The sequence below is a fragment of the Beijerinckia mobilis genome (assembly GCF_000745425.1).
Taxonomy (GTDB): Bacteria; Pseudomonadota; Alphaproteobacteria; order Rhizobiales; family Beijerinckiaceae; genus Beijerinckia; species Beijerinckia mobilis.
Genome location: NZ_KN050689.1, coordinates 69,476 through 90,464, shown reverse-complemented (window position 1 = coordinate 90,464; position 20,989 = coordinate 69,476). Strand labels below are relative to the sequence as shown.

20 protein-coding genes and 1 riboswitch are annotated in these 20,989 nt (G+C 59.7%); of the genes, 12 read left to right on the top strand and 8 right to left on the bottom strand.

What is annotated here, in order from left to right:
* The first annotated feature begins 421 nt into the window (after window positions 1–421).
* The 5 genes from DL88_RS18670 (at window position 422) to DL88_RS18650 (ending at window position 5,519) form a co-directional block, all read left to right on the top strand.
* Window positions 422–631: a hypothetical protein gene (locus DL88_RS18670; RefSeq protein ID WP_034999594.1), complete on the top strand. Its 210-nt coding sequence runs from the start codon at window positions 422–424 to the stop codon at window positions 629–631.
* A gap of 183 nt (window positions 632–814) precedes the next feature.
* Window positions 815–919: riboswitch (TPP riboswitch) on the top strand.
* Window positions 920–1,060: 141 nt separating this feature from the next.
* A complete protein-coding gene (gene thiC, locus DL88_RS18665; protein ID WP_034999592.1) occupies window positions 1,061–2,896 on the top strand; it encodes a phosphomethylpyrimidine synthase ThiC in 1,836 nt (611 codons plus the stop codon).
* A 108-nt stretch (window positions 2,897–3,004) separates the two neighbouring features.
* A complete protein-coding gene (locus DL88_RS18660; protein ID WP_034999786.1) occupies window positions 3,005–4,384 on the top strand; it encodes an ethanolamine ammonia-lyase subunit EutB in 1,380 nt (459 codons plus the stop codon).
* Window positions 4,381–5,175: an ethanolamine ammonia-lyase subunit EutC gene (gene eutC, locus DL88_RS18655; protein WP_034999590.1), complete on the top strand. Its 795-nt coding sequence runs from the start codon at window positions 4,381–4,383 to the stop codon at window positions 5,173–5,175. Before DL88_RS18660 ends, eutC begins: the two co-directional genes overlap by 4 nt.
* A gap of 35 nt (window positions 5,176–5,210) precedes the next feature.
* Window positions 5,211–5,519, top strand: a complete 309-nt coding sequence (locus tag DL88_RS18650) for a hypothetical protein (RefSeq protein WP_245270957.1) — start codon at window positions 5,211–5,213, stop codon at window positions 5,517–5,519.
* Window positions 5,520–5,619: 100 nt separating this feature from the next.
* Here the strand turns inward: DL88_RS18650 and DL88_RS18645 are convergent, their stop codons facing one another.
* The 5 genes from DL88_RS18645 to gap all read right to left on the bottom strand — a co-directional run bounded on the left by DL88_RS18645 (window position 5,620) and on the right by gap (window position 11,822).
* The gene (locus DL88_RS18645; RefSeq protein WP_084705303.1) at window positions 5,620–6,774 is read right to left on the bottom strand and encodes a tetratricopeptide repeat protein; all 1,155 of its coding nucleotides are present in this window, start codon (window positions 6,772–6,774) and stop codon (window positions 5,620–5,622) included.
* A gap of 65 nt (window positions 6,775–6,839) precedes the next feature.
* Window positions 6,840–7,484: a thiamine phosphate synthase gene (locus DL88_RS18640; protein WP_034999588.1), complete on the bottom strand. Its 645-nt coding sequence runs from the start codon at window positions 7,482–7,484 to the stop codon at window positions 6,840–6,842.
* 420 nt (window positions 7,485–7,904) lie between these two features.
* Window positions 7,905–8,930, bottom strand: coding sequence for a class I fructose-bisphosphate aldolase (locus DL88_RS18635; RefSeq protein WP_034999584.1), 1,026 nt, complete (start codon window positions 8,928–8,930; stop codon window positions 7,905–7,907).
* A 658-nt stretch (window positions 8,931–9,588) separates the two neighbouring features.
* A complete protein-coding gene (locus DL88_RS18625; RefSeq protein ID WP_034999580.1) occupies window positions 9,589–10,818 on the bottom strand; it encodes a phosphoglycerate kinase in 1,230 nt (409 codons plus the stop codon).
* Entirely contained in the window at window positions 10,815–11,822 is a 1,008-nt protein-coding gene (gap, locus tag DL88_RS18620; RefSeq protein WP_034999578.1) for a type I glyceraldehyde-3-phosphate dehydrogenase, read from the bottom strand. Before gap ends, DL88_RS18625 begins: the two co-directional genes overlap by 4 nt.
* A gap of 635 nt (window positions 11,823–12,457) precedes the next feature.
* Between gap and DL88_RS20705 the strand changes: the two genes are divergently transcribed.
* On the top strand, window positions 12,458–12,622 hold the full coding sequence (locus tag DL88_RS20705; RefSeq protein WP_210165340.1) for a hypothetical protein: 165 nt from the start codon (window positions 12,458–12,460) through the stop codon (window positions 12,620–12,622).
* Window positions 12,623–12,684: 62 nt separating this feature from the next.
* Here the strand turns inward: DL88_RS20705 and DL88_RS20990 are convergent, their stop codons facing one another.
* Window positions 12,685–12,810 carry a hypothetical protein gene (locus DL88_RS20990; protein WP_280949216.1) on the bottom strand — a complete coding sequence of 42 codons (126 nt, stop codon included), beginning with the start codon at window positions 12,808–12,810 and terminating at the stop codon, window positions 12,685–12,687.
* Between DL88_RS20990 and DL88_RS20065 the strand changes: the two genes are divergently transcribed.
* From DL88_RS20065 to DL88_RS18590, 6 genes are all read left to right on the top strand, one after another.
* The gene (locus tag DL88_RS20065; RefSeq protein WP_084705295.1) at window positions 12,809–13,240 is read left to right on the top strand and encodes a DUF4164 domain-containing protein; all 432 of its coding nucleotides are present in this window, start codon (window positions 12,809–12,811) and stop codon (window positions 13,238–13,240) included. The genes DL88_RS20990 and DL88_RS20065 overlap by 2 nt on opposite strands.
* A 279-nt stretch (window positions 13,241–13,519) precedes the next feature.
* The gene (locus tag DL88_RS21030; protein WP_084705294.1) at window positions 13,520–14,020 is read left to right on the top strand and encodes a cell division protein ZapA; all 501 of its coding nucleotides are present in this window, start codon (window positions 13,520–13,522) and stop codon (window positions 14,018–14,020) included.
* A gap of 28 nt (window positions 14,021–14,048) precedes the next feature.
* Window positions 14,049–14,195: a hypothetical protein gene (locus DL88_RS20515; protein WP_156971205.1), complete on the top strand. Its 147-nt coding sequence runs from the start codon at window positions 14,049–14,051 to the stop codon at window positions 14,193–14,195.
* Between the two features lie 130 nt (window positions 14,196–14,325).
* Window positions 14,326–14,949, top strand: a complete 624-nt coding sequence (locus tag DL88_RS18600; RefSeq protein ID WP_034999572.1) for a 5-formyltetrahydrofolate cyclo-ligase — start codon at window positions 14,326–14,328, stop codon at window positions 14,947–14,949.
* A gap of 129 nt (window positions 14,950–15,078) precedes the next feature.
* Complete coding sequence (locus tag DL88_RS18595; RefSeq protein ID WP_034999776.1) at window positions 15,079–15,912, top strand: TIGR00282 family metallophosphoesterase; 834 nt, start codon at window positions 15,079–15,081, stop codon at window positions 15,910–15,912.
* Window positions 15,913–16,138: 226 nt separating this feature from the next.
* A complete protein-coding gene (locus tag DL88_RS18590; RefSeq protein WP_034999570.1) occupies window positions 16,139–17,491 on the top strand; it encodes an LLM class flavin-dependent oxidoreductase in 1,353 nt (450 codons plus the stop codon).
* A gap of 97 nt (window positions 17,492–17,588) precedes the next feature.
* Here DL88_RS18590 and DL88_RS18585 read toward each other — a convergent pair whose 3' ends face one another.
* Both DL88_RS18585 and DL88_RS18575 read right to left on the bottom strand, forming a co-directional pair.
* Window positions 17,589–19,196: a glycoside hydrolase family protein gene (locus tag DL88_RS18585; RefSeq protein ID WP_034999568.1), complete on the bottom strand. Its 1,608-nt coding sequence runs from the start codon at window positions 19,194–19,196 to the stop codon at window positions 17,589–17,591.
* A 484-nt stretch (window positions 19,197–19,680) separates the two neighbouring features.
* Window positions 19,681–20,907: a cobalt-precorrin-5B (C(1))-methyltransferase gene (locus tag DL88_RS18575; RefSeq protein ID WP_084705293.1), complete on the bottom strand. Its 1,227-nt coding sequence runs from the start codon at window positions 20,905–20,907 to the stop codon at window positions 19,681–19,683.
* Between the last annotated feature and the right edge of the window lie 82 nt (window positions 20,908–20,989).

The window sequence follows — 20,989 nt, the reverse complement described above, 5'->3', positions numbered from 1 at the left end:
CGGTCGCTCCCCGTGCGGGAGCGTGGATCGAAACAATGCCGCTTAAACTCGTCTCGCCCAAAGAGGAGGTCGCTCCCCCTGCGGGTGTATGTATCGAACGTCATGTTGGCGGACTTGACAATGGGCTCGCAGGTCGCTCCCCATGTAGAAGTGTCAATTAAAAACGCGAATCACATATCAAACTAAACAGATCGGCGCGTCATTTCTTATGCCGAATAGTCGCACGTCTCTATTTTTACACGTAGTTAAAATGAATATTTAGTAAACACATGATGCTTTAATAGTTTGTGTTCCTATTCGTGATATATTTGTAGCCAGTTTTATTGTTGTTGCCGCTAATATTCATGCTTTAATTGGTGTTTGTATTCAGAAGTTTCCTAAATTCAAAACCGCACAAAAACTAATTGATAGGAGAATGTAAATGTCTGCCGATGAAATTAGTTTTGTCATTGTCATTCTCTCGGCGGTTTTGATTTCCGTGATCGGCATATTAATCATTGTCGGGTTCGTTTCAAATTTGATTAAAATTATCCGCTTCTTGAGGGGTGGACATCCTCGCTCGCCGATTTTGTATGTACGCGTTATTGGCGTTGTCCTGTTCCCGATTGGTGTCGTCTTGGGTTATGTATGAGAAATAAATATCAATGATCGTTTTGATCAGAGGCTACGCGCTTCGGTATGAATCCTGATCTGGAAGCGGGAACCTCATCGCCAAGGGCATGCCCCTGCGGCAGCCTGCGTCCTTCCTTGCAAAACGCTGGAAACTCCTCCCTTTGGCCCCGCTTGCTCTTTCTTTGGCGCGGGGCTACCTTGTTTAACGGCCAAGGGGTGCTGTCTTCTCGAAGGAGACGGCTGAGATCATACCCATTGAACCTGAATCTGGGTAATGCCAGCGCAGGGACCGGCTTTATGCGGCGATCGGTTGTCCGGTCCCCATGTCCGCCTCTGCATCAGCGCCTGAACCCGGAGTCCTTGTTCCCCATGCGGGTGACCGCCTGAGGAACGAGCCCATCCTTGGAAGATCAGAGCACGTGAAACGTCAAGCGGAGGAAGCCGGCTCATGAACATTCAGCACAAACGCTCCAGTCTCGTGCCCGAGACGGTGACCTGCGGTCCCCTGCCGGGATCACGCAAGGTTTATCATCATCCGCAAAACCATCCCGAACTGTCCGTGCCGTTCCGCGAAATCGCGCTCGATCCTTCCTCGGGCGAGCCGCCAGTCCGGGTTTATGATGCTTCCGGCCCCTATACGGACGACGCTTTCGCGCCCGATCTCGCCAAGGGTCTGCCGCGCACCCGCGCGGCCTGGCTGGGGAAACGCGGGGGTCATGAGGCCTATGAGGGCCGGGCGGTGAAGCCGGAGGATAATGGTTCGGTGTCCCCCGACCGTCTGGTGCCGCCCTGCCCCGCCAATACAGCCCCTCTGCGCGGCGTCGCGGGCGCCATGGTCACCCAATATGAATTCGCGCGAGCCGGCATCATCACCGAGGAAATGATTTTCGCCGCCGCGCGCGAAAATCTTGGCCGCGAGCAGGCCGTCGAGGGGGCTGCGGCGCGCATTGCCGATGGCGAGAGTTTCGGCGCCTCGATCCCGGAATTCGTGACGCCGGAATTCGTGCGTGATGAGATCGCGCGCGGGCGCGCTATCATTCCCGCCAACATCAACCATCCCGAACTCGAGCCGATGGTCATCGGCCGTAATTTTCTCGTCAAGGTCAATGCCAATATCGGCAATTCGGCGGTGACGTCCTCCGTTGCCGAGGAAGTCGAGAAAATGGTCTGGTCAATCCGCTGGGGCGCCGATACGGTGATGGACCTGTCGACCGGCCGCAACATCCACAATATCCGCGACTGGATCCTGCGCAATGCGCCGGTGCCGATCGGCACTGTCCCGATCTATCAGGCGCTGGAAAAAGTCGATGGCGATCCGATCAAGCTCACCTGGGAAGTGTTCCGCGACACATTGATCGAACAGGCCGAGCAGGGCGTCGATTATTTCACCATCCATGCGGGCGTCCGGCTTGCTCATGTGCCGCTGACGGCGCGGCGCACCACCGGCATCGTTTCGCGCGGTGGGTCCATCATGGCGCGCTGGTGCCTCGCGCATCACCGCGAGAGCTTCCTCTACGAGAAATTCGACGAAATCTGCGACATCATGCGCGCCTATGACGTCTCCTTCTCGCTGGGCGACGGCCTGCGTCCGGGTTCGATCGCCGATGCCAATGATGCGGCGCAATTCGCCGAGCTCGAAACATTGGGCGAACTCACCAAAGTGGCCTGGGGCAAGGGCTGTCAGGTGATGATCGAGGGCCCCGGCCATGTGCCGATCCACAAGATCAAGATCAATATGGAAAAGCAGCTCAAGGAATGCGACGAGGCGCCTTTCTACACGCTTGGGCCGCTAACGACCGATATTGCACCGGGCTATGATCACATCACCTCCGGCATTGGTGCGGCGATGATCGGCTGGTTCGGTTGCGCCATGCTCTGCTATGTCACGCCGAAGGAGCATCTGGGCCTGCCGGACCGCGACGATGTGAAGACCGGCGTCATCACTTATCGTATCGCGGCGCATGCGGGCGATCTCGCCAAGGGCCATCCGGCGGCGCAGATCCGCGATGACGCGGTCTCGCGCGCGCGGTTCGATTTCCGCTGGCAGGACCAGTTCAATCTCGGCCTCGATCCGGAAACGGCGGCGCATTTCCACGATGAGACCCTGCCCAAGGACGCCCATAAGGTCGCCCATTTCTGTTCCATGTGCGGCCCGCAATTCTGCTCGATGAAGATCACCCAGGATCTGCGCGAGGAAGCCGCCGCCATGGCCGCGGAGGCCGAAAAAGGCATGGCCGAAAAGAGCGCCGAATTTCTGGAGAAGGGCGGCAAGCTCTACGTGTAACGGAATTGTCGAATTGTTTTGATCTAACCGGGCGCCGCTGATAGCCGCGCCCGGATTCCTCTCTTTCACGAGAAGGCGTCGCAAGCCAGCGTTTTGGGAGCGACATTTTTGCCCTATTCCAGCACCATTGCCGGTACGCGCTACACATTCCCCGATTTGCGCACATTGCTTGCCTGCGCCTCGCCACCCCGCGCGGGCGACAGGCTCGCGGGGCTTGCGGCCGAGACCGCTGAAGAGCGGGTCGCTGCCCGCATGGCGCTGGCCGATCTGCCGCTGAAGATCTTTCTGGAAGAGCCGCTCATCCCCTATGAGCAGGATGAAGTGACGCGCCTTATCATGGATACACATGACGCGGCGGCTTTCGCGCCCGTCGCCTCGATGAGCGTCGGCGCATTCCGCGATTATCTCCTGTCGGATGCCGCGACAACGGAAAGCCTGCGCGATCTCGCGCCTGGGCTCACGCCGGAAATGGCGGCGGCGGTCTCCAAACTCATGCGCAATCAGGATCTGATTGCGGTCGCCAAGAAAATTTCCGTTGTCACCCGTTTTCGCACCACCATCGGCCTGCCCGGACGGCTCTCGGTGCGGCTGCAGCCCAATCATCCAACCGATGATCTTGGCGGCATCGGCGCCTCCATTCTCGACGGGTTGCTGTATGGCTGCGGTGATGCCTGCATCGGCATCAATCCGGCGACTGATAGCGCGGCGCGCGTCATGGCTCTGTTGCAGTCTATCGAGGATTTGCGGCTGCGTTTCTCCATTCCCATACAATCCTGCGTGCTTTCGCATGTGACGACCACATTGGATGTCATTGCCAAAGGTGCGCCTGTCGATCTCGTGTTTCAATCGATTGCTGGATCGGAGGCAGCGAACCGCGCCTTCGGTGTCGATCTCGCTTTGCTCGATGAAGCCCATGCGGCGGTGCAAAACCTTGGCCGGGGACCCGACGGCGCCAATCTGATGTATTTCGAGACCGGCCAGGGTGCGGCGCTTTCCGCCGAGGCGCATCATGGCGTCGATCAGCAGACGATGGAGGCGCGCGCCTATGCAGTGGCGCGGCGCTATCACCCGCTTCTCGTCAATACGGTAGTGGGCTTCATCGGTCCCGAATATCTCTATGATGGCAAGGAGATCATCCGCGCCGGGCTCGAGGATCATTTCTGCGGCAAGTTGCTTGGCCTGCCGATGGGCGTCGATGTCTGCTACACCAATCATGCCGAGGCGGATCAGGATGATATGGACAACCTCCTGACCCTGCTTGGTGTCGCCGGCTGCACATACATCATGGGCGTTCCGGGCGCCGACGATATCATGCTCGGCTATCAATCGACCTCTTATCATGACGCGCTTTACATACGCTCTGTGCTCGGTCTGAAACCGGCGCCAGAATTCGAGGACTGGCTCACCGCCATGGGCATTATGGATGCGGCGGCGCGTATCCGTCCGGTGACGGGAGAGACACAGAAGCTGTTGGCGGCATTGCCATGACCAGCGCACCGCCTGATGACGATCCTTTCGCCTTTCTGCGCGCGAAAACCAAAGCGCGCGTGGCGCTCGGGCGCTGCGGCGATGGCTTGCCGACCACGCGCCTTTTGGAATTTCAGCGCGATCATGCCCGCGCCCGCGATGCGGTTCACGCCGCGCTCGATGTCCCGGTTTTGTCCGCCGAGCTCGTCGCAACGGGGCTTCCTGTGCCAATCATTGTGCAAAGCCTTGCGCCAGATCGCGCCACCTTCCTGCAGCGGCCCGATCTCGGCCGCAGACTGGAGGAATCCTCTTCAGCCAAGCTTGAAAAGGGGGATTATGACGTCAGCCTGGTTCTGGCCGACGGGCTTTCTGCCACTGCCGCGCAAAAGCAGGGCGCGGCGCTTTGCGCGTTGATCGGAAAAAGCCTGTCGTTTCGGTGTGCGCCTCCGGTCATTGCCTGTGGCGCCCGAGTCGCGCTCGGTGACGAGATCGCCGCGCGCCTTGGTGCCCACCTCGTCATCGTGCTGATCGGCGAACGGCCGGGCCTTTCCTCGACGCAATCGTTGGGCGCCTATATCACTTTCGCGCCCAAGCCCGGCGTGACCTGGGATGCTGAACGCAATTGCGTCTCGAACATCGGTCCGGAAGGTCTGCCGCTCGCGGAGGCGGCGCGGCGTATCGTGGCGATGACGGCTCTGGCTTTCGGGATCGGCGCCACCGGCACGATGCTCAAGGAGGATGACGCGCTGGCCATGCTCGAGGGGCCCGGCAATTCTTCGCCTATTGACGGCCACCGTGATCTTCAGGGATGATCCTGTTCATCGGGCAATTGTCGCGGGAGTGTTTTATGAGAAGCTCCAAGAAACGCGTCATGAACAGCAAATCCTGGATTGAAGTCGGAATGGCGGGCTGGATGCTCGGCATGGAGACGGCACAAGTAATCACCTTGCGCATGATGAAATTGGCCGCCGGTGGCAAGGTGGCGAAGGCCGAAGCCAAAAGAATGGTGGCGGAAAAGATCAAGGCCAATAGCAATCTCGCCGTGCGCGCCCTCTCCGGCGGGCTTGGCTCGACGCCGCAGGATGTGGCCAAAAAAACGGCGAACCATTATCGTCGCAAGGTGCGCGCGAACCGGAAGCGGCTCTCCGGCGGCTAGAGCGTTTCGGATAGATCCAGACACGCTCCACTTAGAAAATTTAGAGTATTTCTGGATCTATCCGAAATGCTCTAGGGGCGCCCCGCTTGACGGTGCTGTGTCAATGGCTGAGGCTGACATATTGATGCAGCGCCGCCTCGACCGCCTTGCGCTGATCCTTGGTCAATTTGTTGAGCTCGGCGTCGAGCCAGGGATCCTTGCGGCCGGTGGTGCGGGCGAGCAGATGCCATTTCATCGCTTCGACGGGATTTTTGGCGACGCCGCGTCCGGCCACGAGCAGGCGCGCGAGCCGGTTCTGCGCCACCGCATTGTTCTGCACCGCCGCTTTCAGGAAATAGCGTGCCGCTGCGGCTTCATCCTTGTCGACGCCGATGCCGTTGAACAGCATAATGGCATATTCGACCTGCCCCTCGATATTGCCGTTATCGGCCGACTGCCGGATCCAATAAGCGGCGCGGGTCTCATCCTTTTCGACACCATTGCCGTGACGGTAGAGCAGGCCGAGCGCGTAGGCAGCCGGCGCGTCGCCAAGCTGCGCGGCCTGTTCGAAATCCTTTGCCGCCGTTGCGAAATCGGACGCCACGCCATTATGCTCGATCGCCATAATGCCGAGATTGTAGAGCGCGCCCGCATGGCCCATGGCTGCCGCCTTGGTGAAGAGGGCTTTGGCGCCAGGCCGATCCTCAGCCATGCCCGCGCCGCGCATCTTTGCGGAGGCGAGAGCGAAAATGCCCTGGCGGTCGCCATGGTCGGCGGCGAGCTTGTACCAGCGCGCTGCCTCCACGGCATCGCGCCGCACACCGAGTCCCTGCGTATAGAGTTCGCCCATCAGGGTCATTGCCACACCGTCGTTCGGATTGGCATCGATGCGTTTCATCGCCTCGCGCAGGGCGGTCGTGTAATGGCCGCGCTGATAGGCGCCGAAGGCGCGGTCGGCATTTGGAGGTGCCTCTCCCGTATCCGGCCGGTCGGGCATGTCGATCGGCGATGTCAGAAGGGTGTCCCGTGGTTTGGCGCGCGCCGGCTCCAAAGCCGTGGGCATTGCGACCGATTGCGCGAAAGGGTCGGGGATCGACGCACCGGACGGTCCGGCCTGAGGAAACGCCTTTGGAACGGGCTGCGCTTCAGTCTGGGATTCCGATGCAGGACTGTTGGTGTTTGCGTGCCGCTTGTGGCCTTTCGCATCGCCGGGTGCCGTTACCGATTGCATCGCGATGCAGAGAACGAGCACCGGAAACAGCAGGATTTTCCTCATTCCTCCTCCTTCGCCCCGTCCTTCGCTCCCTCGCTCGCCTCGTCCCTGGCCTTCGACATCCTTCATCAAGAAGCCGCCACCAATCGGCATTGTTCCGTAGCCCCGGCAATGGCGGCGGCGGGACCGCGCGGATCTTCCCAGACGCAGCGGCCGAGCGCGATGAAATCGGCGCCCGCCTTGGCGAGCGCCGGCACGGCTTCGAGCCGATGTGCTTGGCCGACACAAGGGACCTGGAAAATCTCGGACCACCAGCCGATCTTTTCCAGAAGATCTTCTAGCGGTTCCTCGACGTCGGGAGATCCGAACAGAAGATAATCCACACCCGCCTCGCCGATGCGCATGGCCGTATCGCGGTCGTGGATGCCGCCGGCGCCGACGATGCGGCGCGGCTGCATGGCGGTGAGAGCCGCGTTCAGGATCTCGATTTCCTGCTCCGTTCCTTCGGGGCATTCCACATGGACGCCATCGGTATCTGCGCGCGCCGCGAGCTGGCTATCGTCGCAGACGAGGCAGGCGATATCCCGTTTCTGCACCAGCGGTGTCAGCGCGCGCACAATAGTCTTGGCATCGCCCTTTGCCGTCTCGGCAATGTGCAACAGGACGCAGGCGATGTCACCGGCATCGAGAGCGGCTTCGAGGCGCGGGGCGAAGGCGGCCGCGTCTTCGATCGGCGGGGTGAACAGATAAAGGCGCGGAGCGGCTTCGGACATGGGATGCGATCGATCGATTCGGAGCTGTTTCAACAGCGTGGCAGGAACGCGGAAAGGGTCGTGCCTTTGCGGTAGATGGAGGGCTGATCCTTATGGCGGATATTTTCGCCGAGAATATGCTCATCGCGATCACAGCATTCAATAAAAGTTGCGGAATCTATCAATCGCTGCGGAACGTGGTTCTGAAACGAGGTCTCGATGAGCACGACTTATTGCGTTGAAGCTTGGCTCCCCGCCGGATCTCATGGATCTCGACAGGTTAGGATCAAGGGGATTTGGGTTGAAAAGAAAGCCCCACGGCGGAGGGGATCCATCGTGGGGCTCACAAAACATCGGGACAAATAGAAAGCTGAGCAAAGAGCGAAGAGTCTGACTGATCGCTCTTTGACCCTGCGAGAGCAGGGCGGCGGCTCTCTGCTATTACGCTGCCGCCTTCTCCTGTGTATCGGACCATTGGCCGAGCGCGGCGAGATAATTCATGCGGGCGCGGTGGGTGAAGGCTTTTTGTCCGGCCGGCTCGTTTTCGGGCTTGCCGCTCCAGGCCTTCTGCGGCGCTGCCTGCAGGGCGCGTCCGTAGGAGAAGGTGATGGCCCAGGGCGTCGGGCCGAGGCGGTTGATGGCGTCGAGATTGGCGCTCGCCTCGACATCCGACTGGCCGCCGGAGAGGAAGGCAATGCCAGGCACCGCCAGCGGCACCGTGTTGCGGAACAGCCGCAGGGTCTCTTCGGCCACCTGCTCGGGGCTCGCCTGTTTGGCGGCCTTCTTGCCGGGAACGACCATATTGGGCTTCAAGACCGTGCCTTCAAGGAAGACGCGGGCAAGGAAAAGCTCTTCATAGACGGTCTTCAGCACCCATTCGGTGACTTCATAGCAGCGCTCGATCGAATGGTCGCCGTCCATCAGAACTTCCGGCTCGACGATCGGCACAATATTGGCTTCCTGGCAGAGCGCCGCATAGCGGGCGAGCGCGGCGGCATTGGCGCGGATCGCGCCATAGGTCGGGATGCCGGAAGCGATATCAATGACGGCGCGCCATTTGGCGAAACGCGCGCCGAGATCATAATATTCCTTCAGGCGGCCAGCGAGGCCGTCGAGCCCTTCGGTAATAGTTTCGCCGGGGAAATTGGGGAGCGGCTTGGCGCCGGCATCGACCTTGATGCCTGGAATGGAGCCCGCGGCTTCGATCAGCTTGACGAGCGGCGTGCCGTCCTTGGCGGTCTGGCGGATCGTCTCGTCATAGAGGATGACGCCGGAAATATAATCGCGCATCGCTTCTTCGGTGCGGAACATGAATTCCCGGTAATCGCGACGGGTGTCGGGAGTGGATTCGACGCCGATCGCATCGAAACGCTTCTTGATCGTGCTGCTGCTTTCGTCGGCGGCGAGGAGTCCCTTGCCGTTTGCGGTCATGGCGATGGCGACTTGCGCCAATTGATCCTTGTTCATTCTCAACCCTCTCTAATGATTGATCCCGTCATGACATGGACGTACGGCGCCCTTTCAGGTTCCGCAAGCAGAACTGAAGATATGGCCCGGCCAAGCCCTAGTATAGGGCGATATATCAACAATGCATGATTCTGATACGAATGCGTGACGCGATATTTTGGGGAAGATCCGCCGGAAGCTTGTAAAACCGGAGCATTTTCGCGTCGAAACAATTGAAAATACTTTCGCTTTCAAGTGGAGCCTCGTGCCGCCATCCAAAATGCACTGCGAATCCGATCTTCAGCGACTGATTGCATGGCGATGCCCGCGACCAGAATTTCTGCCGTGTCTGTCGTTTCACGCATGTTGATGGTGGAAATGCGGCGGGACAGAACCGATTCTCCGGCGCTGGAGCCGTTTCGGTTCGCAAAATGCTCTGGTCTTGAGGGGAGCATTTCTGGACGTATCGGAGAGGCTCAAGAGCATCGCTCGATCCATCGGATTCGCGAGCGATGCTCTTGGATTTGTCCTTTGGATTTGTAAACGCATCAAACCGAAAAGGGATGTCCGCTTTTCGGTTTGATGGTGGAGGCGCTTGGTTTCGAGGAGCGTTCCGGAAACCGCACCGCTCCGTCGGCTGTCGTTGCCTCAGCTCCGGGCAGGAGCCGGGCAGCCGCGATCAGACAGTGAGCTCGGCCGTGCCGCGCAAGGCTTCGACGCCCGGCAGGAGCTTGCCTTCGAGCCATTCGAGGAAGGCGCCACCGGCGGTCGAGACATAAGTGAAATCATCATAGGCGCCGGCCTGATTCAGGGCAGCGATCGTGTCGCCGCCGCCGGCGATTGTTTCCAACGCCGAGACCTTGGTGAGCTGCGCTGCAACCTTGGCGATCGCCACCGTGCCGACATGGAAGGGGGGGACCTCGAAAGCGCCGACCGGACCGTTCCAGACAAGCGTGCGCGCCGAACCGAGCAAAGTGACGATTTTCGAGATCGAGCGCGGCCCGATATCGAGAATCATCTCATTCTCGCTGATTTCATCAATATCGATGGCGCGGGTCGGAATATTGGCTTCGAGCTTGGGCGCGACAATCGCGTCGACCGGCAAAACCAGCTGGCAATTGGCGGCTTCCGCATCGGCCATGATTCTGCGCGCCACATCGGCGAGATCCATCTCGCAGAGCGATTTGCCGATCGGCTTGCCGCTTGCCGCAAGGAAGGTATTGGCCATGCCGCCGCCGATGAACAGATATTCGACGCGGCGCATGAGATTGCCGAGCAGTTCGAGCTTGGTCGAAACCTTGGCGCCGCCGACGATCGCCGCGAGCGGCCGCTGCGGATGCGCCAGCATGCTGGTCAGCATCTCGAGTTCGAGCTGCATGGTGCGACCGGCATAGGCGGGCAATTTATGGGCAAGGCCTTCCGTCGTCGCATGGGCGCGATGCGCCGTCGAGAAGGCGTCGTTGACATAAATATCGCCCAATTCGGCGAGCGCGTCGACGAAAGCCTTGTCGTTCTTCTCCTCTTCCTTATGGAAGCGAGTGTTTTCGAGCAGGAGAATGTCGCCGTCCTTCATTTCGGCGACAGCGCTTTTCGCGACATCGCCGACGCAATCGGAGGCGAAGGAGACGTAATGGCCGAGATGATGTTCGAGCGCGACGGCGACGGGCTTCAGCGAAGTCTTTGCCTCCGGCCCGTTCTTCGGCCGTCCGAGATGGGACAGAAGGATGACCTTGCCGCCCTTCTGCGAGATTTCCCGGATGTTGGGAAGGATACGGTCGATGCGCGTCGCGTCGGTAATGACGCCATTTTCCATCGGGACGTTGAGGTCGACGCGGACGAGCACGCGCTTTCCGGCCACGGCCACGTCATCAAGGGTTGGAAACGGTGAGGACGGTCCTGTTCGTGTCATAGAAGCTCCCCCATTGCGACTGCGGTATCACTCATGCGGTTGGAAAAGCCCCATTCGTTATCGTACCAGGACACGACGCGCACGAAGGTGCCTTCCATGACCTTGGTCTGGTCCATATGGAAAATGGACGAATGCGGATCATGGTTGAAATCGATCGAGACATTCGGAGCATCGGTGAAGCCCAGAATGCCCTTCAAGGGGCCGTTCGCGGCCTGCCGGATGGCCTCGTTGATTTCCTCGGCATTCGTCTTGCGTGAGGCGACGAATTTGAAATCGACGACCGAGACATTCGGCGTGGGGACGCGGATGGATGAACCGGCGAGCTTGCCGTTGAGTTCCGGCAGGACGAGGCCGACGGCCTTGGCAGCGCCGGTCGTCGTCGGAATCATCGACAGCGCGGCGGCGCGGCCGCGATAAAGATCACGATGCATCGTGTCGAGCGTCGGCTGATCGCCTGTATAGGAATGAATCGTCGTCATGAAGCCATGCTCGATGCCGACTGCATCATTCAGCACCTTGGCCACCGGCGAGAGGCAATTGGTGGTGCAGGAAGCATTGGAGACGACGAGATGATCCCTGGTCAGCTTCTGGTGATTGACGCCGAAGACCACGGTGAGATCGGCATTGTCCGCCGGCGCGGAGACGAGCACCCGTTTGGCACCGGCCTTGAGATGGGCGGCCGCCTTGTCGCGGGCGGTGAAGATGCCGGTGCATTCAAGGGCAATGTCGATGCCGAGCGCGGCATGCGGCAATTCGTGGGGGTCGCGCACCGCCGTGACCTTGATCGGGCCGGTGCCGATGTCGATCGTATCGCCGTCGACCTTGACCTCGCCGGGGAACCGGCCGTGGACGGAATCGTAACGCAGGAGATGCGCATTGGTCTCGACCGGACCAAGATCGTTGATCGCGACGACTTCGATATCCTTGCGGCCGGATTCGGCGATGGCCCGCAACACATTACGCCCGATGCGACCAAACCCGTTGATCGCGACTTTCACCGCCATCCGTTAAGCTCCTCTCCAGATCCAATTCGTCTGTAACGCGCCATTTCATTGGCATTGCGCCGCGAATTTCGCAGTTTATGGCGCGTCAATAGGCATTTCGTCAAGTATCCCCATAATTCAACATGTGTGAATTATGGGTGTGAATGTATCGGATTGATGAATATTCCAGAAACAGCCCGAAAGATCGTAGTGGTTTCCGATTTCACGCACATGAAACCAGATTCAATATCGAAAAGTTTTTGCGGCAGGTGGAAAAATAGACCTCTATAATGCTCTTATACCCGCAAAAGCGGCGAAAACTAGAGCGTATACAGAACCGTTCCGTCGGCAGGCTGCGACAGAGGGGCTGTGGGCACATTGTCTGGCCGAGCGCTCGTGGCGGGATCTGGTGCCGGCATGGGGCAGCCAAGGGACGACCCGATCGGCAAGAGGCTCTGGCCGTCGCGGGCTCTTGCTGTAAGGCTCTCCGATCACGATCGGAAACGGTACTTTGTCCTATGTAGACGCATCGGTCCAGTCCAGAAAGAGGTTGCGGCTGGTGCGGTGGCGGTTGAGCCCAAGATACGTGCGGCAAAATGACTGGATTTTAAATCCGCCAATCCTTGAAATCACATTTTACTGCGTCACCATGACGCATGGATCAGACTCTGCACATGATCCGGCAAGTGACTCGTAAAGTGACTCGGAAAGTGATCTGGCAGGGCAGCCGCGATCTCGCCCCAACCCTCCTTTACAATGACGGCAAGCCTTGCGGTGAAGTCTGTTCGGGAGATGCGCCGGAGAAACTTGTGTCACGCTGACCAGACGAATGCCGCCGAGCCCAGGCGAACATGCCTGGCGGCCGCATCCGGAGAGACCCGCATCAGGCAAGCTTGTGCCCGGCCTGATACGGATTCCAAATCAAACCAGCGCGCTGAAGTTCGAAACGGTTGAAATACGCTCCCCGGTCGGCGATGCTCACGGAGACAAAAGGATTGATCGACGCCATGCCCATATCGGATGAACTGGCGGGAAGCCTGAAGCGGATCGAGGCCATGCTGGACAGGCTCGAAGCCGCCAGCGAAAGACGGCTGCGGCAGGACCAGATGCGCAGCGATGCCGCGGCGGAATTGCGTCTCCTGCAGGAAGACCGCTCGCGTCTCGCGCTCGAACTCGATGCCGCCCTCGCCCGCAACGAGGCTTTGGCCGAGGCGCAGGCGGAAGTTTCGGCGCGGTTGCAGAGCGTCGGCGATTCTCTGCAGCTGATCCTGACCCGCACGGAATCCGGAATGGAACCGGAGGCCGACGGGCCTTTTGTGGCCGGTGATGGGGAGCGCCCGCAATCCGATGGTGAGGATGAAACGCACCGGCGTCATGACGATGACATCCCCGCTCCTGCTGCCGATCCGGCGGCCACGCGGGGCCAACATCACGATTGATCGGCTTTTCCAAAATAATCGCCAAAAGAATCGATGGCGTCCCGACATTTGCCGGGACATTGTGCCGGGAAATTTGGATGGAAGCACTTTTCAGCCAATCCGATCATTCGTTCGAAAAGCATTTTGGGTATGAAGAGAATCGCCGCGCGGCTCAAAAGACTTGAAAATGCGCTCATTTTTCAGTGGATCGGTGCGAAAGCCAAACGTTTCGATGGCGATTCATTTCGAGGGGTACGCAGGGTTTCTTGCCTGGCGTCCGAGTTCAGGGGTTAGGGCCTTATGGCGCAAGTGGCTGTAACGATCGCGGGCCGGGTCTATCGCATCGCCTGCGGCGATGGGGAGGAAACCCATCTGCGTGGCCTTGCCCGTCAGGTCGATGACAAGATTGACCAGTTGAAGGGGATCTTCGGCGAAATCGGCGATCAGCGCCTGACCGTCATGGCGGCGATCACGCTTGCCGATGAATTGCTGGAAGCCCAGAGCAAGCTCGCGGATATTGAGGCGGAGCGTGCCGCGGCGGCAGCCCGTATGGCGGCGCAGACCCGTGGCGAAGCGGAATGGTGTGATCATCTGGCCCGTTCGCTCAACGGGATCGCTGATCGAATCGAACGGGTGACGACGCGGCTCAATGCGTCCGAGCGCCCGGTTTCGGATCGTCCCGCGCTCGCAGCCATCCCTCAGGTTTCCCATGGAGCCGCGGCGGGATCGGCGGAGACGGATCCTGCCGAAAAATCTCCCCCCGAGGAGGCGGGAGCCTCGCTCGATACATCCAACTCGTGATCAATGCTCATGGTTGGGATGGGCGGGAATGAACGTCCGGGAAATCTCATCGCCACAAAATCCTGCCGGCGAGCGCGTGAAGAACTGGCATTTTCCCGGCGTCTCGCCTAAATTGGGTCTGCGGCGCTGCGGGGTGCGTGTGGATCTGTTTCCCCGGGGCCTTATCGATCTCTAAGGGAGCTGTCCCTGACTTGGCCCGTGGGCCAGGATAAACGGCGCCCACCTACTTTGTAGGTTCCCGGGATCGATGTCCCACGGCCATCGCGGCCCGTTTCTCTAATCAATCTGCACAAGCGCGGACCTCAATGATTCTTTCCGCCAGCAAGGCGGATTTGCGGGCTCAGGCGCTCGCCCGCCGCGCTTCCCTGTCCGCTGAGGCCGTGGCGGCCTTTGCCCCCTTCCTTGCGGAAACCGGCCTGGCCTTCGCCAAATCGCATTTCGCCGAATCACCTCTCCCTGCGTCCCATGAAGTGGATCTTGTCGGCGCCTATTGGGCGATCGGCGCCGAGGCCGCGACCATGCCCCTCTTATGCGCGCTCGATGATGCGGGCTTTTCGGTGGCTCTACCGGTGACGGGTCCGCGCGGCACGCCTTTGACCTTCCGCCGCTGGCGGCCTGGAGACATTCTCGTCAAAGGCCGGATGGGTATCGCGGAGCCGCCGGTAACGGCGGCTGTCGTTGAACCGGGCCTTCTCTTCGTGCCGCTCGCTGCCGCCGACCGTGAGGGAAACCGGATCGGCTATGGCGCTGGCTATTATGATCTGACGCTGGCAAGTTTCAGGGAAAGCCAGCGGGTCATCGCGGTCGGCGTCTGCTTTTCCTGCCAGATTCTGGACCGTGTGCCCGCCGAGGCGCATGATCAGAAGCTGGATTATCTTCTGACCGAGGAGGGGGTGACTCCCTGTGCATCCCTCTCCGCCTCCGGTTGACTCATGAGCCTTTCGGATGTTTCCGGAAGGCTCGATCAGGAACAGCGAGCGCCCGAACTCCCGGCTTTGCCTCCGGCCTGGGAACGACCATCATCACGGCGGCCGCTGGCCGACACGTCAGGAATTTTCATGCGTCTTCTTTTCATCGGCGATGTCATCGGCCGGGCTGGCCGGGCCGCCATCCTGCAGGATCTGCCGCGGCTGAAATCCGCCTGGTCGCTCGATTGTATCATCATCAATGGCGAAAATGCCGCTGGAGGGTTTGGCATTACGGAATCGATCTGCACCGATTTCCTCGATGCGGGCGCTGATTGCATCACCCTCGGCAATCATGCATTCGACCAGCGCGAGGCTCTGGTGTTCATCACCCGGCAGCCGCGTCTCATCCGGCCCCTCAATTATCCTTCGGGAACGCCTGGTGGTGGCGCCGCGCTCGTCGAGACGCAAAAGGGCGAGAGAGTTCTCGTCATCAATGTGCTCGGCCGGATCTTCATGGATGCGCTCGACGATCCTTTCGCGGCGGTCGAACGCGAACTTTCCGTCTGTCCGCTGGGGGCCGCCTGCGACGCGATCGTCGTCGATTTCCATGCCGAGGCGTCAAGCGAGAAACAGGCTTTCGCCCATGTTGTCGATGGCCGTGTCTCTCTCGTGGTTGGTAGCCACACGCATGTACCCACCGCCGATCACCAGATTCTGCCGCATGGCACCGCCTATATGACGGATGCCGGCATGACCGGCGATTACGATTCCGTCATCGGCATGGACAAGGCCGAACCGATGCGCCGTTTCGTCACCAAATTACCGGGATCGCGCATGGAGCCCGCGGGCGGCCAGGCCACTTTATGCGGTGTCGCGGTGGAAACCGATGGGCAGGGACTTGCGACGCGTGTCGCGCCGGTGCGTCTCGGCGGCAGGCTGGCGCAAACCTGGCCCGACTTCTGGGACGATAGAAACCGTTCTTAAAACAAAATGGCGTTGCCGCGAATTGGACGCGAACCGGATGGAATTGGTCGCGGCTCTCCACGATCGCAGACCTTTCGCACTTAATTGATTTTTTCTACCGGAATAATGGGGATAGGGTTCGGGTGGTCTTGCCCTGGAAGCGCGCTTTCCAACAGGGATAATGGCGATGATGGATTTGGGAGCCGCGGCCGGACCGAAGACGAAATAGGGAAACGAAGGGGGCATTATGGCTGGTGAGCGCCGTCTGCATCTTGGCGCTTTCATGCGCCCGATCAGCATTCATACTGCCTGGTGGCGTTACCCCGGCGCCTATCCTGACGCCAATTTCAATTTCGAACATCTGAAACGTTTTGCGCAGACATTGGAACGCGGTTGTTTCGACGCATTCTTCATGGCGGATCATCTTGCCGTGCTCAATATGCCGATCGAGGCTTTGAAGCGCAGTGCCACTGTCACCTCTTTCGATCCATTGACTCTGCTACCGGCACTTGCCGTTGTCACACAGCATATCGGGCTCATCGCCACGGCTTCGACGACTTACAATGAGCCTTATCATATTGCGCGGAAATTCGCTTCGCTCGATCATATCAGTGGTGGCCGCGCAGGCTGGAACATTGTGACATCGGGCAATCCGGCGGAGGCGCATAATTTCGGTTATGATGATCATCTCGAACATGCGACGCGCTACCGTCGCGCCCGCGAGTTCTTCGATGTCGTAACCGGGCTTTGGGACAGTTTTGCTGATGATGCCTTCATTCGGGATGTTCAATCAGGCATCTATTTCGATCCGGACAAAATGCATGTGCTGGATCACCAGGGCGAGTTTCTGAATGTTCGAGGGCCGCTCAATATCGCCCGGCCGATCCAGGGTTGGCCTGTCATCGTCCAGGCGGGTGCCTCGGATGCCGGGCGGCAGCTTGCCGCCGAGACCGCCGAAATGATCTTCGCGGCTGGCGGCAATATTGCGGGCGCGCGTGCCTTCTATGCCGATGTGAAGAGCCGGATGGACAAGCTCGGGCGTGATCGTGATGATCTCAAGGTCTTGCCAGGCGCTTTCGTCGTCATCGGGGAAACGATCGAGGATGCGCGTGCCAAACGCGCGAAGCTCGACAGCCTTGTTCATTACGATAGCGCGATCGCCTCTCTTTCGGTCGCCCTCGGCACGGATATGAGCCGTTTCGATCCGGATGGGCAGCTGCCTGAAATCCCCGAGACCAATGCCAGCAAAAGCGCGCGGGAGCGTCTCATAGAGCTCGCCGCGAGTGAAAAACTGACGGTCCGGCAATTGGCGCAGCGTGTCGGCGGCTATTCCGGTCTGGGCTTCGTCGGCACGCCGGAGACGATTGCCGATGAGATGGAGGAATGGCTGCATACGGAAGCCGCCGATGGGTTCAATGTCATGTTCTCTTCCGTGCCCGACGGTCTCGATGATTTCGTCAATCTCGTCGTTCCCGAGCTTCAACGGCGCGGCCTGTTCCGCCGTGCTTATGAAGGCAAGACCCTCCGCGAGAATCTCGGCCTGCGGCGTCCCCCCAACCGGTTCTTCGACCGGGCCACGGAGGGATTGCCAGAGGCTTGACGCGCGCTGGCATTTTCACAAGAGAGTATTTTCATGGATCCGCTCGGAAACATGGGAAGTTCGCTGTGCCACAAGGCCTCGACGTCTCGACGCCGCATTATTTGAATTGATTGCCCTTGGCGAGGCCCATGGGCTTGTAGTCGCTGAGATAGGTCGAGCCTGATCCGCATTGGAATAGATTGTTTGTCCCGTAATCGGGATTGAGGATGCGGATCTTGCTGTTGCCGCCCGTCGCCTTCAGGGTGAAGCTATTATCGCTCGTATCCTGGGTGCGGAGTGCGACATTGGGCTTGTTTGCCGTGCCGGTCTGGTCATAGATGGCGGTGAAACTGCCGCCCTTGCCGACATAATTGACCCAGGGTGCGCCATCTAGGGGATAGCAGCTTCTGCGCGCATAGAGACCATCGACCACCATGTTCACATTTTTCTCGGCACTCGACAATTGTCCGAGCTGGAGCAGGGTGATGTCATTATCCGCCGTACTCAGGAGCTTGAGGTTCTTGAAGGTGACGTTGCGATTGACCGCATTGTCGGCATTGACAGCCATGACGACGCCATAACCAAAATTATTGAGCCCGGTATCATTGGTCCAAGTATTACTGATCATCGTGACATTGTCGAGCGCGCAGAAATTGAGAAGGCCGATCTGCCGAGCCGAAGTGCAACCGTTGAGCGTCGAGCTGAAGAGCCCTTTGAGCGAGAATGTATGTCCGGAAGGGCCGCCCCAGGTGGTGCCATAGACATCATAGGTCGGGTTGACGATGGCCTTGTCGACGAGTCCGTGAATCGTCAGGCTGGAGGGAAAATAATTATTCGAAAGCGGCCCCTGATATAGAGCATGGCCTGGTCCCGGTCCCGCGCGAACGAGTGTATCGCCGATTTTGTAGGAGGGGTGGCTGCTGGCATTGCCGGCCCTGCCAAAAGTGCAGCCAGTGATCTTCGCCTCGATACCGCGTGTGCCGATGCCTTGTGAGAAATCGTCGAAATTGACATTGGTGACCCAGATATCATGCGATCGCGAGACGAGATCGGCTTGCCCCTGCAGGAAAATGCCGTAGGAGAGTTCGTTCCAGTAATTGAGGCCGCGTATGCTGATATCGGAAATACGCACCGTATCCGTGCCGCAGCAGGCAATCGCGGCGCACCATTCATAATAATTGAGGATCGCTCCATAGCCGAATTTGTAGGCCGAGCCGTTCTGCGGCTGTGTGTTGGCGCGATGCCAGTCGAAATAGGTTCCGGCATAGACGATCGTTCCTTCCCCCTCGATCGTCACTTCGCGCGTGTTGATTGCGGCGAAGAGCGGACAACCCCATCCGTCGAAGACAAGCGTCGCGCCTTTTGTGAGCTGGAGGACCATGCCTTTGAAGGCGAGCAAAGTCTGGGCGGGTATCGCGCCAGCGCGGATGTAATGGACGCCCGGCGGTACAACGATGGTGGTGCCTCTGACTTTCTGCGCTTCGGTGAAAGCGGACTGGAAGGCGGCTCGATTATCTGTTGCTTTGGCGCAGGCCGCGAGCAGCTTTGCTGCTTCCTCCGGCTTCAGGGATGAGACGGAATCGATGGGAAAATCCTGTACGCTATTGACGGTCACTTGCGGGGCGCCGATGGCCGGCTTGCAGATGAAACCGGCTGCGAGTGCCCCGGTGCCCGAGAGAAATGAGCGGCGGGCGAGAGGCGTATCCATGATGAGAGGAATAGGCATCGATGTCTCCTTCGATCGCACCCGCCCTCTCATTCGGAAAACCTCTGCGCAGAATGCTCCGGTCGCGTCCCGAACTATCGCGCGGCATACGCGACGTGCGTCATCATCCGTTCCCGTGTCATCCCTCCCAGGGTGGCGGCGGGCCGAAAGAACTTTACCGAGCGGACATTGCCGATATGTCGATAGGCCGATGTTTCGATTGGAAAACGCAATCAATCCGCGTAACGCAGAGCCGAATTCATCGCGATTTGACAATCATGACCTAAAGTTTGAAGACGCAGATATAATATCTCTGAATGTAAAAAGCCGGGTGACGTAGCTGAATTGTCTACGAAGGAATGTATAGCTGGTGGAATTTTATGTTTTCTATCATGCAAGATTACGATTTTAATAATTGTATCCTGGCGTAATCATGCCTGTCGCTACGTTAGCGGTGTGGTCGCCGGAAAGCCATTTGTTACCGCACCTTGCGGGATCGCCGCATTCACCGTGCCGGGCGTGGCGAGGTTCGCGCCAGCAAGCCGCCGTCCCGGTCGAAGAGCGCAATATCGAGCACGGTCGGTGTGCCGGCGAGAACTTTCGCCGCCGTCTGCCAGGCGGCTTCGGCGACAGGCAGAGCGAGATCAATGCCGTCCTGCCGCGCGATCTCGAAAGCCTCCTTGGCGCTATTGGCTTTACGGATCGCCTCGCGCAATGTTTCGCCTGCGCCGGGAGGTTGCGCGGCGAGCCAGGCGAGATCGACGCTGCCCCGGCGCGAATGGAGATCGAGAAGGCCCTGACCGAGTTTGGTCAGCTTGGCGAAGCCGCCGGCGATGGTTACGCGGGGCACCGGATGGCGGCGGAGATATTTGAGCAGGCCGCCGACGAAATCACCCATTTCGATCAGAGCCATTTCGGGCAGGCCGTCGATCCGGCGGATGGCATCTTCGGATGTCTTGCCGGTTGCCCCGGCAATATGGGGGAGGCCCGCCGCGCGAGCGACATCGATGCCGCGATGAATGCTGTCGATCCAGGCGGAGCATGAGAAAGGAACGACAATGCCGGTCGTTCCCAGAATGGAGAGCCCACCGATGATGCCGAGGCGTCCGTTCAACGTCTGCAAAGCGAGGCGTGCGCCATCCGGTACGCTGATTTCCACTTCTATGTCGGGGTTTTCGGGCTCGCCGAAGCGTTGACCGGCCTCCGCGAGCGCCGTGTGGATCATGGCGCGCGGCATTGGATTGATCGCCGGTTCGCCGGGTGGCAGCGGCAGACCCGCCCGGGTGATCGTACCGACGCCGTCACCAGCCCGGAAAGTGATGCCGGACCCAGCCGCGCCCCGCCGCACGCGGGCGATGATCAGCGCGCCGTGGGTGACGTCGGGATCATCGCCGGCATCCTTGACGATGCCGGCCGAGGCGGAATCTGCTTCCCGCTGTTCGAAGGCGAGGGAAAAGGCCGGCGTCTGGCCGCCCGGCAGGCGAATGGTCACCGGATCGGGAAAATGGCCGGTCAACAAAGCCTCATAGGCGGCGCGACTGGCCGCCGCCGCGCAGGCGCCGGTGGTCCATCCCTTGCGCAAGGGTGGGTTGGGCGAGGGCGCGCTCGTCTCCCCACTTGAGGACGTGGCCTGGCCAAGGGAATGCCCATCAAGGGAATGCCCAGCCGCGCCGGATTGCGGCGCGCCGGCCAGGGCCTTGCTTCGTGGAGAGGCTTCGTCCCGCTCGCCCATCCTCTTCCTTTGCTTTCCATCCGCGACTGCCCGCACCCGCTCCCTTTCAATAGATCGAATGCTTTTTCAATGGTTTTGATCC

What these genes read in the sequence shown, in the direction of transcription:
- DL88_RS18670 (WP_034999594.1), top strand. Translation starts at nt 422, where the DNA reads ATGTCTGCCGATGAAATTAGTTTTGTCATTGTCATTCTCTCGGCGGTT.
- thiC (WP_034999592.1), top strand. Translation starts at nt 1,061, where the DNA reads ATGAACATTCAGCACAAACGCTCCAGTCTCGTGCCCGAGACGGTGACC.
- eutC (WP_034999590.1), top strand. Translation starts at nt 4,381, where the DNA reads ATGACCAGCGCACCGCCTGATGACGATCCTTTCGCCTTTCTGCGCGCG.
- DL88_RS18650 (WP_245270957.1), top strand. Translation starts at nt 5,211, where the DNA reads ATGAGAAGCTCCAAGAAACGCGTCATGAACAGCAAATCCTGGATTGAA.
- DL88_RS18645 (WP_084705303.1), bottom strand. Translation starts at nt 6,774, where the DNA reads ATGAGGAAAATCCTGCTGTTTCCGGTGCTCGTTCTCTGCATCGCGATG.
- DL88_RS18640 (WP_034999588.1), bottom strand. Translation starts at nt 7,484, where the DNA reads ATGTCCGAAGCCGCTCCGCGCCTTTATCTGTTCACCCCGCCGATCGAA.
- DL88_RS18635 (WP_034999584.1), bottom strand. Translation starts at nt 8,930, where the DNA reads ATGAACAAGGATCAATTGGCGCAAGTCGCCATCGCCATGACCGCAAAC.
- DL88_RS18625 (WP_034999580.1), bottom strand. Translation starts at nt 10,818, where the DNA reads ATGACACGAACAGGACCGTCCTCACCGTTTCCAACCCTTGATGACGTG.
- gap (WP_034999578.1), bottom strand. Translation starts at nt 11,822, where the DNA reads ATGGCGGTGAAAGTCGCGATCAACGGGTTTGGTCGCATCGGGCGTAAT.
- DL88_RS20705 (WP_210165340.1), top strand. Translation starts at nt 12,458, where the DNA reads ATGGATCAGACTCTGCACATGATCCGGCAAGTGACTCGTAAAGTGACT.
- DL88_RS20065 (WP_084705295.1), top strand. Translation starts at nt 12,809, where the DNA reads ATGCCCATATCGGATGAACTGGCGGGAAGCCTGAAGCGGATCGAGGCC.
- DL88_RS20990 (WP_280949216.1), bottom strand. Translation starts at nt 12,810, where the DNA reads ATGGCGTCGATCAATCCTTTTGTCTCCGTGAGCATCGCCGACCGGGGA.
- DL88_RS21030 (WP_084705294.1), top strand. Translation starts at nt 13,520, where the DNA reads ATGGCGCAAGTGGCTGTAACGATCGCGGGCCGGGTCTATCGCATCGCC.
- DL88_RS20515 (WP_156971205.1), top strand. Translation starts at nt 14,049, where the DNA reads ATGAACGTCCGGGAAATCTCATCGCCACAAAATCCTGCCGGCGAGCGC.
- DL88_RS18600 (WP_034999572.1), top strand. Translation starts at nt 14,326, where the DNA reads ATGATTCTTTCCGCCAGCAAGGCGGATTTGCGGGCTCAGGCGCTCGCC.
- DL88_RS18595 (WP_034999776.1), top strand. Translation starts at nt 15,079, where the DNA reads ATGCGTCTTCTTTTCATCGGCGATGTCATCGGCCGGGCTGGCCGGGCC.
- DL88_RS18590 (WP_034999570.1), top strand. Translation starts at nt 16,139, where the DNA reads ATGGCTGGTGAGCGCCGTCTGCATCTTGGCGCTTTCATGCGCCCGATC.
- DL88_RS18585 (WP_034999568.1), bottom strand. Translation starts at nt 19,196, where the DNA reads ATGCCTATTCCTCTCATCATGGATACGCCTCTCGCCCGCCGCTCATTT.
- DL88_RS18575 (WP_084705293.1), bottom strand. Translation starts at nt 20,907, where the DNA reads ATGGGCGAGCGGGACGAAGCCTCTCCACGAAGCAAGGCCCTGGCCGGC.